Origin of the sequence: Gordonia paraffinivorans (assembly GCF_900683595.1) — a bacterium.
Lineage (GTDB): Bacteria > Actinomycetota > Actinomycetes > Mycobacteriales > Mycobacteriaceae > Gordonia > Gordonia paraffinivorans.
On record NZ_CAACYD010000006.1, the window covers coordinates 941,866 to 955,548 of the forward strand.

Annotated in this window: 7 protein-coding genes; 6 read left to right on the top strand and 1 reads right to left on the bottom strand. The window is 70.9% G+C overall.

Annotated elements, in window-relative coordinates; all coding sequences use genetic code 11:
• The first annotated feature begins 3 nt into the window (after nucleotides 1-3).
• Complete coding sequence (locus tag E1P53_RS11305) at nucleotides 4-792, top strand: MBL fold metallo-hydrolase (RefSeq protein ID WP_131734343.1); 789 nt, start codon at nucleotides 4-6, stop codon at nucleotides 790-792.
• Nucleotides 793-815: 23 nt separating this feature from the next.
• Here the strand turns inward: E1P53_RS11305 and aroQ are convergent, their stop codons facing one another.
• The gene (gene aroQ, locus E1P53_RS11310; RefSeq protein WP_131734344.1) at nucleotides 816-1,283 is read right to left on the bottom strand and encodes a type II 3-dehydroquinate dehydratase; all 468 of its coding nucleotides are present in this window, start codon (nucleotides 1,281-1,283) and stop codon (nucleotides 816-818) included.
• A gap of 91 nt (nucleotides 1,284-1,374) precedes the next feature.
• Here aroQ and E1P53_RS11315 point away from each other — a divergent pair, with 91 nt between their 5' ends.
• The 5 genes from E1P53_RS11315 (at nucleotide 1,375) to E1P53_RS11335 (ending at nucleotide 13,665) form a co-directional block, all read left to right on the top strand.
• Nucleotides 1,375-4,740: an arabinosyltransferase domain-containing protein gene (locus E1P53_RS11315; RefSeq protein WP_131734345.1), complete on the top strand. Its 3,366-nt coding sequence runs from the start codon at nucleotides 1,375-1,377 to the stop codon at nucleotides 4,738-4,740.
• Nucleotides 4,741-4,865: 125 nt separating this feature from the next.
• Entirely contained in the window at nucleotides 4,866-8,252 is a 3,387-nt protein-coding gene (locus tag E1P53_RS11320; RefSeq protein ID WP_371830999.1) for an arabinosyltransferase domain-containing protein, read from the top strand.
• Nucleotides 8,245-11,601 carry an arabinosyltransferase domain-containing protein gene (locus tag E1P53_RS11325; RefSeq protein WP_131734346.1) on the top strand — a complete coding sequence of 1,119 codons (3,357 nt, stop codon included), beginning with the start codon at nucleotides 8,245-8,247 and terminating at the stop codon, nucleotides 11,599-11,601. The genes E1P53_RS11320 and E1P53_RS11325 overlap by 8 nt, the downstream gene beginning before the upstream one ends.
• A 165-nt stretch (nucleotides 11,602-11,766) precedes the next feature.
• Complete coding sequence (locus E1P53_RS11330; RefSeq protein ID WP_131734347.1) at nucleotides 11,767-12,306, top strand: Dps family protein; 540 nt, start codon at nucleotides 11,767-11,769, stop codon at nucleotides 12,304-12,306.
• A 198-nt stretch (nucleotides 12,307-12,504) separates the two neighbouring features.
• Nucleotides 12,505-13,665 carry a DICT sensory domain-containing protein gene (locus tag E1P53_RS11335; protein WP_220398982.1) on the top strand — a complete coding sequence of 387 codons (1,161 nt, stop codon included), beginning with the start codon at nucleotides 12,505-12,507 and terminating at the stop codon, nucleotides 13,663-13,665.
• The last annotated feature ends 18 nt before the right edge of the window (nucleotides 13,666-13,683 follow it).

Genomic DNA, 13,683 nt, shown 5'->3' on the forward strand with positions numbered 1-13,683 from the left:
GCCATGCGTCCCCCCTTCGCCTTCGACCGGCCCATGGAGATCACCTCCGTCGAAGGTGATTCGTCGACAACGCATTTCGTCCACACCGACGTGGTGAACTGGGTGCTGCTGGAACAAGACGGTCAGCTGACCCTGATCGACGGCGGTTACCCGGGGCAGGCCGCGCAGGTCGTGGAGTCGATCCGCCGGATAGGGCGGCACCCCTCGGACATCGCCGGCGCGCTGCTGACCCACGCGCACGTCGACCACCTCGGCGGCCTGGCAAAGTTGCAGTCGCGCTTCGGCTTCGCGGTGTACATGGACCCGGTGGAGGTGGACCACGCGCTGCGCCACCACCTCCAGCAGGCGAATGCGTTCGACCTGGCACCGCTGGCGGGCCAGCTGCGGCTCTGGTCCTGGCTGGCCAAGACCACCCCGCTCGGGGTGCTGAGCCGCAAGGGCCTGTCCGCGGCCCACCCGCACGACCGCGTCGCCGGCGAGGGCGCCGCACTCGACCTGCCCGGGTCACCGGTCCCGGTGGCCAGCCACGGACACACCGACGGCCACAGCTCCTACCTCGTCGCCGACGGGCGGGCCCTCGTCTCCGGCGACGCACTGATCAGCGGACACGAGATCTCCGCCATCGCCGGCCCGCAATGCATTCCGTCGCCGTTCCAGCACGACGAAACCACCGCCCGGCGCAGCGTCGAGCGCTTCACCGAACTCGACGCCGACCTCCTGCTGGCCGGTCACGGCCCGCTCTATCGCGACGGGGTCGCAGCCGCCGCGCGCCGGGCACTCGAGGTCTCCTGACCGGACCGGCCGAGGAGGCGGCGTCAGCCGATCAGCTCCGCCAGTCGCCGGATGGCGAACTCGTACCCGCGGATGCCGTAGCCGGCGATCACGCCCTCGGCGAGCTGCGAGACGTAGGAGTGATGGCGGAACGCCTCGCGCTTGTGCACGTTGCTGATGTGCACCTCCATGATGGGCACCCCGGGCACCACCAGTGCGTCGGCGAGGGCGACCGAGGTGTGCGTCCAGCCGCCGGGGTTGATCACGATGCCGCTGATCCTGCCCACCGATTCGTGAATCCAGTCGAGCATCTGACCCTCGTGGTTGGTCTGCGCGGCGCGCAGCCCGAAGCCCAGTTCCGCCGCCGTGCGCTCGGCGAGGTCGACGACGTCGGCGAGGGTCTCCGAGCCGTAGATCGCCGGCTCCCGGGTGCCCAGCGTGTTGAGGTTGGGACCGTTGAGCAGCAGGATCGGCAGGCGCTGCGCGCCGTCGGCGGGCGTGGCATCGGACATGGGTCACACCTTAGTACCCGTCACCTGGGTCGCCGGGGGTCGAAGCGCCGCCCACGGGCGTGAGACAGCCCAACGGCTACCATCTCTCTTTGTGCCAGCGCAGACCGTTCGACGAGCGAGGATCGTCGCCATAGTCACCGGCATGCTGGGCTTCCTGCTCGCGCTGGCCACCCCGCTGATGCCGGTCGAGCAGAAGACCGCCGAGATCAACTGGCCCCAGAACGGGCAGATCGGCTCGGTCTCCGCCCCGCTCATCGGCTACACCCCCGTCGATCTCGACGTCAGCATCCCGTGCACCGCCGTCGACGACCTGCCGCCCGGCGGATCGGTCCTGTTCTCGACCACCCCGAAGCAGGCCGAGAAGTCGGCCGAACGCGGACTCTTCGTCCGGACGACCGGCAGCGGCGACCGTCGCGGGGTCGAGGTGGTGATCCGCAACGTCCCGCTCGTCTCGGCAAGCGTCGCCGACATGCGCGCGCAGGGTTGCCGCGAGATCGTCGTGCACGCCGACTCCGACGCCGTCACCGCCGAATTCGTCGGCATGACCGATGATTCCGGTGAGCCCCTGAGCGGGTCGACCGAGGACAAAGAGGCCTTCGAGTACTCGCCCGACCAGCGTCCGCAGGTCACCGGGATCTTCACCGACCTGAGCGGTCCGGCCGCCGACGTCGCCGGACTCGACGCGCACGTCACCATCGACTCCCGCTACAACACCGCGCCCACCGTCGCCAAGTGGCTCGTCATCGTGGTCGGCATCGCCTGCACGCTGCTGTCTCTCGCGGCCCTGGCCGCGCTCGACGCCACCGACGGCCGCCGGCACCGGCGCATCTTCCCCGCCCGCTGGTGGCATCTCAACGCACGCGACTACGTGGTGATCGGCGCGCTGATCGTGTGGCACCTCGTCGGCCCCAACACCTCCGACGACGGCTACCTGCTCACGATGTCGCGGGTCGCGCAGGAGACCGACTACACGGCCAACTACTTCCGCTGGTACGGCGCCCCGGAGGCCCCGTTCGGCTGGTACTACCAGGTCTTCGGGCTTCTCAGCCACGTCTCGGTGGCCAGCCCGTGGATGCGCCTGCCCGCCCTCGCCTGCGGAATCCTGGTCTGGCTCATCGTGAGTCACGAGGTGATCCCCCGGCTCGGACGCGCGGCGGTCACCCGCCCGATGGTCGCCTGGACCGCGGCGTTCACCTTCCTGGCCTGCTGGTTCCCGTTCAACAACGGCCTGCGGCCCGAACCGATCATCTGCCTCGGCGCGCTGCTGACCTGGTGCTCGGTCGAACGCGCCATCGCCACCGGCCGCCTCCTGCCCGCCGCGGTGGCCTGCACCGTCGGCGCGTTCAGCCTCGCCGCCGGCCCCACCGGCCTGCTGGCTGTCGCCGCCCTCATCGCGGGTGCCCGGCCGATGATCATGGCCCTCATCAAGCGGGCCCGGGTCATCACCGAGGCCGTCGGTGGTCAGGACTCCAAGCGCGCCCTGCGCTGGTCGTTCGTCGCCCTGATCGCGCCGATCCTGGCGGCCGGCGTGTTCGTGGTCTTCGTGGTCTTCTCCAACCTGACGCTGCGCGCGTTCTCCGAGGCGTCGAGCATGAAGACCGCGCTCGGCCCGTCGCTGAACTGGTACAACGAGATGGGCCGCTACTCGCTGCTCTTCGCGTTCTCCGCCGACGGCGACATCGCCCGGCGCTTCGCCGTTCTCGCGATGATCCTCGGACTCGTCGTCTCCGCGGCGGTCCTGATCCGCAAGAACCGCATCCCCGGCACCGCGATCGGACCGACCCGCCGCATCGTCGCGATCACCTTCGCGTCGCTGGTGTTCCTCATGTTCACCCCGACCAAGTGGACGCACCACTTCGGTGTGTTCGCCGGCATCGCCGCGGCGCTGGCCGCCATCGCCGCCATCGCCGCGAGCGCGCAGTCGATGCACTCGCGCCGCAACCGCACACTGTTCTGCGCGCTGGTGCTGTTCATCGGCGGCCTGGCGTTCACCGCGCCGAACTCCTATTACTACTACTCGGCGTGGGGCATGCCCTGGGCGTATCAGCAGGTCACGATCGGCGGGGTGATGCTCGGCAGCGTCTTCCTCTACGCCGCCCTGGCGTTGCTGCTCCTGGCGCTGTGGTTCCACTTCCGGGAGCCCTTCACCGGCACCGACCCGCACTCCGGCACCGCCGCCGACGCCCCGGCGGCGCCCGCCGAGGACTCCGACCGCCCCTGGTACCGCCGCGCGGCCGGATCGGTGGCCGCCGCACCGCTGGCCTATCTCGCGTTGGCCGTCGTCGTCTTCGAGATCGTCACCGCGGTGTTCGCCGGCATCCACCAGTCCAAGTCGTTCTCGGTGCCGCGGTCGAACCTGGCCGCGTTCGCCGGCAAGCAGTGCGGGATGGCGGACAAGGTGTGGGTCGAGGAAGACCCCAACCGCGACATGCTCGAGCCCGTCGACGCGACGCTGGCCAACCCCCTCGGCGGCCCGCCGCCCGAGCCGGGCACGGCGCCCAAGACCGTCGGCTTCTCCCCCGACGGCGTTCCGCTGGACCTCGCGTCGACCGCCAGCGAGGGATCGCTGGGCGTGCTGTCCGGCAACGTGTGGGCAGACCCGAAGATCCTGAACTCCAACCCGGGCGGAACGGGGGGCGGCGAGCTCGCCGAACCCGGCGTCAACGGCAGCAGCGCGGCGCTCCCGTACTTCCTCGACCCGGCCACCACCCCGGTCATGGGCAGCTACTCCAAGCTCGACCAGGTACCGGCCCGCCTGACCTCCGGCTGGTACGCCCTGCCGAAGGACTGGCGCGACCGGCCGCTGCTGACGATGTCGGTGGCCGGCGAGTACAACAACCCGAACGTGATGCTCGAGTACACCTCGCAGCCCGTCGGGCCCGACACCCGCGACTCCGATCTCGAGCCCACCGGCGAGACCGAGCTGATCGATCCCGGCCCCCGGCCCGCCTGGCGCAACCTGCGCTACAACACCGACGAACTGCCCGCCGACACCACCGCGGTGCGGATCGTGGCGACCGACGACAACCTCAACGAGGACCGCTTCATCGTGCTCACCCCGCCCCGGGTCCCGCAGATGAAGACCCTGCAGGAGGTCGTGGGCGACGACGACCCGGTACACGTCGACTGGACGTCGGGCCTGGCGTTCCCGTGCCAGCGGCCGTTCACCCACGACGTGGGCGTCGCCGAGATCCCCGAGTGGCGCATCAAGCCGGGCTCGGACCTGGCCGCGGCGGTCTCGGCCTGGCAGAACGGCTTCGGCGGCGGCCCGCTCGGCTGGCTCGAGGTGTCCCAGGAGCCCACCGCGCTGCCGACCTACCTGATGTCCGACATCGGACGCGACTGGGGTGCGCTGGAACGCTACGAGCCCTACGGCGGGGTGGAGGCGCCGGCCGAGATCGAGACCGGCACCGAGACCCGCAGCGGGTTGTGGAGCCCGGCGCCGATCCGGTACTGAGCCGATCGGGCCGACGGGGCCGGTCGGGGTGATGGGGCCGGTCGGGGTGATGGGCCGGTCGGGGTGATGGGTCGGTCAGGGTGGGCGCTAGGTGCGCCCGCACCCGTCGCATACGATCAAGCACCGTGCCTGTGACAGCTCCGACGCCCCCAGAAGATCCCGCCGGCCGCTCGGCAGATCGGTCTGGAGCGACCGGTTCCGGGCTCGCGAGCACCCGCATTTCCGCACGTACCGCGGCTCTCGTCGCCGCCGTCGCGGGTGTGCTCGGCGTCCTGCTGTGCGCGATCACGCCGCTGCTGCCGGTCAAGACCGTCGACGCCGGCCTCGCCTGGCCCGCGGGGCAGGAACTGAGCGGCGAGACGGCCTCGGTCATGGCCCCGCTCATCGCGCAGACACCGCGGACCCTCGACGCCCGGATCCCCTGCTCCGTCCTCGCCGACGCGCCCGACGGCGTCGTCCTGTCGACGATGCCGGTCAACGCGCCGAAGTCGAAGGGCTCGTCGCTGTGGGTGACGAAGTCCGGAGCCGCGGTCACCGTGACCTTCCGCAACACCGTCGCCGCGAGCGCGCCGACCGCCGATCTCGACCGGTGCCGTGAGCTGCACATCTTCTCCGCCCCGACCGGGCCGGGCGCGCAGTTCGCCGGTCTCGGCGAACAGACGGTGCTCCCGCCGGACAAGCGCCCCGAGACCATGGGGATCTTCACCAACCTCACCCCCGAGCAGGCCCGCGCCGCCGGCAACGGGCTGGCGGTGTCCATCGGCATCGACAACCGCTACGAGTCGTCGCCGACCGTCCTCAAGCTGGTCGTGATGATCCTGGCCGCGATCTCGGTGATCGTCGCGGTCGTCGCCCTCGCACTCCTCGACCGGATCCAGGGCATGCACCGCCGGGTCGGCGAACGCGCCCGCCGCTGGTGGCAGGCGCTGCGACCGCGGGCCGCCGACCTGGTCGTCACGGCGATCCTCGTCGTCTGGCTCTTCCTCGGCGCCGGGTCGCCCGACGACGGCTACATCCTCAACATGGGCCGCACCGCCGAGGGCTTCGGCTATCTGGCCAACTACTACCGCTTCCACGGCATCGCGGAGGCGCCGTTCGACTGGTACTACGCATTCCTGTCGGTGTGGTCGTCGGTCTCGCCGTCGATCCTGTGGATGCACATCCCGCCGATGGTCGCCGGTCTCGTGTCGTGGTTCGTGCTCAGCCGGGTGCTGCTGCCCCGCCTCGGCCCCGCGGTCCGCCGCAGCGGCTGGGCGACCTGGGCGGCCGCGCTGACGTTCACCGCCTTCTGGCTCCCGTTCTGCAGCGGCCTGCGCAGCGAGGGCATCATCGTGCTCGGCTCGCTGCTGACCTGGTGGGCCGCCGAATACGCGATCGCCACGCGGCGCCTGCTGCCGGCCGCACTCGCCGCCGCCACCGCCGCGTTCACCCTCGCCCTCGCGCCACACGGCGTGATCGGGGTGGCGATCCTGCTCGTCGCCGCCCGCGCGCTCCTGCACATCCTGCTCGACCGTCGCACCGCGCTCGGCGGCTCGAAGTGGGTCGCGACCGTGGCGTTCGTCGCTCCCATCGTGGCCGCGGGGGCCTCGGTGCTCCTCGTCGTCTTCCGCGACCAGACGCTCGCGACGGTGTACGAGGCGGTCAAGCTGCGTTACACGGTCGGTCCGGTGATCCACTGGTACCAGGAGTTCCTGCGCTACTACTTCATCTCCGTGGTCACCGACGACGGCTCGCTGACCCGCCGCGTGCCGCTGCTGCTGCTCCTCGCCGGCATCTTCGTCGTCGTGGCGGTCATGTTGCGCCGCACGAGGATTCGCGGCGTCGACTCGGGCCCGGTGTGGCGTCTGGTGGGTGCGGCCGGCGTGACGCTGCTGATGTTCGCGTTCACCCCGACCAAGTGGACCATCCAATTCGGCGTGTTCGCCGGTCTCGCGGCCGCGGTCGCCGCCGTCGCGACCGTCGCGGTCACGCAGGCGGCCGCCCGGTCGGCGCGCAACCTCACCGTCTTCGTCTCCGGCCTGCTCTTCGCGATGGCCGCCGCGACGGCCGGTTACAACTCGTGGCCGTTCGCCTACGAATACGGCATCTCCTGGTTCGACCGCGCCCCCGTCATCGCCGGGTACTCGGCGTCGACGCTGTTCTTGATCCTCGCGGTGCTCGCGGCGGCGGTGGCGGTGTGGCAGCACCTGCGGCAGGACTACGTCACCAATCGCGGTCTCGCCCACAACCGCAGCGGCGAGCAGCAGACCCGCGGCGACCGCGTCCGACTGTTCCTCGCGTCCTCTCCGATCGCGGTCATCGCCGGCCTGCTCGTCGTCGTGGAGATGCTGCTGTTCGTGAAGGCGGCGGTCGCCCGGTATCCGGCGCCGACCGTGCTCACCGAGAACCTCAACACGTTGCGCGGCAACCCGTGCGGCCTCGCCGACGAGGTGCTCGTCGAGCTGGACCCGAACGCCGGGATGCTGCGGCCCGCCGGCGGCGAGTCGGCGAGCCGCGCGCTCGCGGGCGAGGACCCGGTCGGCTTCTCCCCCGACGGCGTCCCCGACGACCTGCAGCCCGAGCCGGGCACCCAGCGTCCCGGCCAGATGAACGTCTCCGCCTCGATGGCGCGGCCGTTCGCCATCACCGGCGGACTCGGCGCGGGCACCACCGGCGGCCGCGGGCCGAGGACCGTCAACGGGTCCACCGCCAAGCTCCCGTTCGGCCTCGACCCGGCGACCACCCCGGTGCTCGGCAGTTACGGATACAACGGCGAGGCCCGCCTGACGACCGGCTGGTACGACCTGCCCGCCGACCGGGCCGCGTCGCCGCTGCTGGTCTTCTCCACTGCGGGTGCCGTCTCCACGATCGACGTCTTCGGGGTGCGCAACTTCGGCCAGAAGATGGTCGTCCAGTTCGGCCGACCCGGACCCGACGGGTCGTTCGAGCAGATCGGGCCCGACGTCCTGCCGATCGATCCCGGACCGGTGATCCTCAACCGCCCGTGGCGCAACATGCGCGTGCCGATGTCGGCGGCCCCTCCGGAGGCGACCGTGATGCGACTGTCGTTGCAGGACAACAATCTCGGCGACAAGCAGTTCATCGTCATCACGCCACCGCGGGCGCCGAGACTGCAGACCCTGCAGGAGGTGGTCGGTTCGACCGCCCCGACGCTGATCGACTTCGGCGTGGCGTCGCACTTCCCGTGCCAGAACCCGATGGGCGTCTCGCACGGCGTGGCGCAGGTGCCGCAGTGGCGCATCCTCGGCGACTACCCGCTGACCAACAGCCAGTCCAAGACCTGGCAGGCGGGCGTCGACGGCGGCCTGCTCGGCGTCTCCGAGGCGACGACCTCCGCGCGCGCCGTGTCGACCTACCTCAAGGACGACTGGGCCCGCGAGTGGGGCGCCCTGGAGAAACTGACCCCGCTGGTGCCCGACGCACCGAACGCACAGATCGACACCGCATCTACGACGGAATGGGGCTGGTCACGCGCCGGCTCGATCAGGGTGGAGCCCGAATCCGATGAGTGAATCCGACCCCACGAGCACCACGCCTCAGGCGGCCTCCTCGTCCGAACCGGCATCGTCTGGACGAACCGGGGCAGTACGGTCGCGTGATCACCGGACCGCGAAGATCGTCGCCGTCGTCGCCGGCCTGCTCGGCTTCCTGCTGGCCGTGGTGACGCCGATCCTGCCGGTGAACCAGACGACCGCCGAACTGTCCTGGCCGCAGGGTGATTCGGTGTCCGACGTGGCCGCGCCGCTCGTCGCCTTCGTGCCCGTCGACATGGACATGTCGGTGCCGTGTTCGCTGGCGTCGCGCCTGCCCGAGCAGGGCGGCGTCCTGTTGTCGACGATCCCGGAGGGCGGGCAGGACGCCTCCGCCCGCGGCCTGTTCGTCCGCGCGACGGCGGACGCGCTGACGATGATCGACCGCAACGTGGTGCTCCTCAACGCCGATCGCGCCGCGGCGCAGTCGAATCCGGATTGCCGGATCGTCTTCCACGCCGACGGCGAGGGCGTCGCCGGTCGTATCGAGGGCATGCCGGAACCCGACGAGCGCACCGGCGCCCTGTACAGCTTCGACATCCCCGACCACGAGATGCGCCCGCAGATCGTCGGCGTCTACAGCGACCTGCCCGCCGGCGTCTCGCGCGACGGCCTGTCGCTGCACGCGACGATCGACACCCGCTACGTCAGTTCGCCCACGCCGCTGAAGCTCGCGGTGATCGTGCTGGGCATCCTGATGACGATCGCCTCGCTCGTCGCGCTCGGCATCCTCGACCACCGGGACGGCCGCCGGCACAAGCGGTTCCTGCCCGCGGGCTGGTGGACGATCCGCCCGCCCGACGTCGCGGTGCTGCTCATCCTCGCGTTCTGGTGGTTCGCCGGGGCGAACACCTCCGACGACGGCTACAACTTCACCGTCGGCCGCATCACGAGCGAGGCCGGCTACGCCGACAACTACTTCCGCTACTTCGGCGTCCCGCAGGACCCGTTCGGCTGGCACTTCCAGGTGATCTCCTGGATGTCGCACGTGAGCGTGGCGGCGCCGTGGATGCGCCTGCCGGCCTTCCTGCTCGGCCTGCTCGGCTGGTGGCTGATCAGCCGTGAGGTGATCCCGCGCCTGGGTCGCGCGGTCCGCAACAGCACCCCGGCGGTGTGGTCGGCGGCCTTCGTGTACCTGGCGATCTGGCTTCCGTTCAACAACGGCCTGCGTCCCGAGCCCGCCGAGGCCGTCGGGGCCCTGCTGACCTGGTGCTGCGTGGAGCGCGCCATCGCCACGCGCCGCCTGCTGCCGTATGCGGTCGCGGTGGTGACCGCCGCATTCACCCTCGCCCTCGCGCCCGGTGGCCTCATGGCCGTGGCGGCGCTGCTCGCGGGCATCCGCCCGATCATCAAGACCGTGGTGTCGCGGCGGTCCCGCGACGGGCTGCTGCCGATGCTGGCGCCGATCCTGGCCGCCGGCACCGCGGTGCTCTACCAGATCTTCTTCGACCAGCCGCTCGCCCCGCTGATCGCGGGCAACAAGGTCGCCTCCGACGTCGGCCCGACGCTTGAGTGGTGGCAGGAGCCGATCCGGTACTACTACCTCATCCTGCCCACCGCCGACGGCACGCTGTCGCGCCGCTTCGGTGTGCTGATGATGATCCTGTGCCTGTTCGTCGTGCTGTTGCGACTGCTGCGTCGCGAGCACCCGAACGGCGTCTCGCGCGCACCGATCTGGCGCCTGATCGCGGTCACCTTCGGCACGATGTTCTTCATCGCGTTCACCCCGACCAAGTGGACCCACCACTTCGGCGTGTACGCCGGCATCGCGGCGGGCCTCGCGGCCGCCGCCGGCGCCATGATGGCCCCGGCCATCCTGCGCTCGCGCCGCAACCGCACGTTCTTCGCCGCCGCCGTCCTGGCCGTCACCGGCATATCCTTCTCCGGCACCAACGGCTGGTGGTTCGTCGGCAGCTACGGCGTGCCCTGGTGGGACCGGCCGCCGACCCTGGCCGGTGTCGAGATCGCCTGGCTGATCCTGGCCGCCGCGGTCGTCACCGCGCTGGCCGGCCTGTGGTTCCACTTCCGCGACGACTTCGTCGACGAGCAGACCCGCACCCGCGGCGGCGACCACTGGTACTCGAAGCTGAAGTTCTCGCCGCTGCCGGTGATCTCGGGCCTGATGGTGCTGTTCATGGTCGCCTCGTTCGCCAAGGGCGCCTACGCGCAGCGCGATTCGTGGTCGTGGATGAAGTCGAACGCCCGTGCGCTGGCCGGCAATTCGTGCGGTCTGGCCAACGACGTCCTCGTCGAGGCCGATCCGAACGCGGGTCTGCTCGAGCCGGCCGCGGTCGGCGGCCGCCCCGCCCCGGGCATCGCGGCCGCGCTGGCCGGCCCGGACGCGGAGGGCTTCAGCCCGAACGGGGTCCCGAACAAGCTCTCGGTGGATGCCACCGTCGACGACGACTCGGCCACCTCGAGTGCGCAGAACACCGCACAGAGCGGGGCCGGCGCCGACGAGTCGGCGGACTCGTCGTCGGCCCAGGGAGGCACCGAGGGCGGCCGCGGCGTGCGCGGCATCAACGGCTCGACGGTGCGCCTGCCCTTCGGCCTCAACCCCGCCGTGACGCCGGTCCTCGGCAGCTACGGCTCGCCGTCGGGCACCGCCTCGCTGACCACCGACTGGTACCGGATGCCGCCGCGCTCGGCCGATGCCCCGTTGCTGACGATCGCGGTCGCCGGCCAGGTCGAGGCCGTCGACGGCATCGGCGTGGTTCACCGCGGACAGAAGGTGCTCGCCGAGTTCGGCCGCCTCGGCCCGGACGGCCGCGTGATCCCGGTGGGCACGATGTTCCCGATCGACATCGGCGAGGCCCCGACCTGGCGCAACCTGCGGTTCCCGCTGTCCGACGCCCCGGAGGCCGACGTCGTGCGCATCCAGGTCGCCGACACCTCGGCGGCGGATTGGGTGGCGATCACCCCGCCGCGCGTCAGCGAGCTGAAGACGCTCAACGACGTGGTCGGCACGACCGATCCGGTGTTCATCGACTGGCTGCCGGGCTTCGTGTTCCCCTGCCAGCAGCCGATGAAGGTCCGCAACGGCGTCCTCGAGGTGCCGAAGTGGCGGATCATGCCCGACGCCGAGGCCACCCGGAAGAACAGCCAGACCTGGATGTCGGGCACCGCGGGCGGTCCGCTGGGCATCACCGAGGCGATGCTGCGCCCGACCCTGATGCCGACGTACCTGCGCAACAACTGGGGACGCGACTGGGGCGGCCTGCAGAAGTTCACCGAGATCATCCCGGCGCCGCCGGCGCACATCGACCTCGGCGAGGCCCGGCGCTCCGGCCTGTACGACCCGGCTCCGATGCGGTCGAGCGGATACGCCTGACGGTCCTCGCCCGGGCGGGCAGGGGTGTGACGCGGCTACCCCGTGCACCCCTGCCCAAACCCCGCCGGCCTGCTTCGTGACCCCCTCGTGACCCGCAGTCTCGGTTGCGTCTCTCATCGTCGTCGGGCCTCGTCGCCGCGGCCCGTCACGCCTAGCGTCGAACCCATGACCAAGTTCACGGCACCAGGACTCAGTACCGAAGCAGCCGACGAGGTGGCCGGGATTCTGCAGGAGCGCCTCAGCGCCCTCAACGATCTCCACCTCACGCTCAAGCACATCCACTGGAACGTGGTGGGGGCCAACTTCATCGGCGTGCACGAGATGATCGACCCGCAGGTCGAGCTCGTCCGCGGCTACGCCGACACCGTCGCCGAGCGCATCGCGACCCTCGGCTCCTCGCCCAAGGGGACCGCCAAGGCCATCGAGGACGACCGCAGCTGGAGTGACTACTCGATCGGCCGCGACACCGCCCAGGCCCATCTCGGCGCCCTCGACCTCGTCTACGACGGGTTCGTGACCTCCCATCGCGACGCCATCGACAAGATCGGCGAGCTCGACCCGATCACCGAGGACGTCCTCATCGGCCAGACCGCCGAGCTGGAGAAGTTCCAGTGGTTCGTGCGCGCCCACCTGGAGAGCTACACCGGCGAGCTGAAGCACGCGGGGGCCACCGGCGAGCAGGAAGCCGCCGACGCCGCGCGCTGACCCGCCTCCCACGTCCGTTCACCGCCCCTGACGACGAGATGCCTGTGTAGGCTTGTGCACAGGCATTTCGCCGTTGAACAGGATGTGTAGAACCCGCGTCCATCGCATCCATCGGGGCACCTTCGCTTCGAGAGGGAGGTACGTGTGACCGACGCCGAGGCACGAACATTCACCCTGTTCGACGATCTGGAGCTCGACATGCAGTTCGCGCCGGTCTGCCGGCTGTCCGACGGCGCCCTCGCGGCCGTCGAGCTGCAGCTCCGCGGCCCGTCGGGCACCCGCCTGGCCACCGCCGCCGCCCTCAAGCGCGCCGCCCGCCTCGTCGAGGAGCATCCCGTCCTCGACCAGCGCAAGCGCAAGATGGCCACCAGCCCGCGCGCTCAGTCGATCGCCAAGATCCTGCCGCTGCTGGTCAACCTCGACCTGGACCTCATCGACGACCTCGACGACGAGACCACCCGCACGCTGGAACGCCACGTGATGGTGGCGCTCCCGGACGCCGTCGAGCGCAGCCCGCAGCGCGTCCTCGCCCGCGTGGCCCGCGCCCGCAAGGCGGGCAAGATCATCTGCGTCGACGGGCTCGTCCGCAGCGAGCACGCCGCGACCCTGCTGTCGCTGGTCGAGCCGGACATCATCGTCACCGGCCCCGACCTCCTCCGTCGGCAGGCCTCGGCCGATTCCGCCCAGCTCGCGCACGCGCTGGCCGCCCACACCGAACGCAGCCACGCCGTGGTGATCGCCGAGGGCGTCGACGACGAATCCAGCCGGGTCACCGCCCAGACGATGGGCGCTGCATTCGGCATCGGCGACCTCTATCCCCCGGTCTCCGACCCGGCCGTGCTGTCCGGCCGGACCATCGTCCCGTTGCCCGACATGCCGGTGTGGACCACCCCGGACCCCGACAAGTCGACCCCGTACCGGATAGCGTCGACGTCCATCGAACCCAGGATGGGCAACAAGCGCCTGCTCGTCGAGATGAGCAAGGCGCTCGAGCACCAGGCCGCGATCGGCGGCGCCGCGATCGTGCTGGGCACCTTCCAGTTCGCCAAGCACTTCACGCCGCGCACCGCCAAGCGGTGGCGCGAGATGTCGGAGAGGACCGGCCTGGCCGGCGTCTACGGCGTCGGACTCCCCGACATCCGCGACGGCAACGTGCACCGGGCGCCCCTCGACCCCGAGGACGACCTGGTCAACGAGTGGACGGTGGCGGTCCTCGGACCGCACTTCGCCGCGCTGCTGTCCGCCCGCGACCAGCACGACGCCGGCCCCGACCTCGAGCGCACCTTCGAGTTCGTGCAGACCTACGACCGGATGACCGTCACCCAGGCCGTGCACTCGATCCTCGCCCGGTTCGCCTGACCCTCCGGGCCTCCCCGG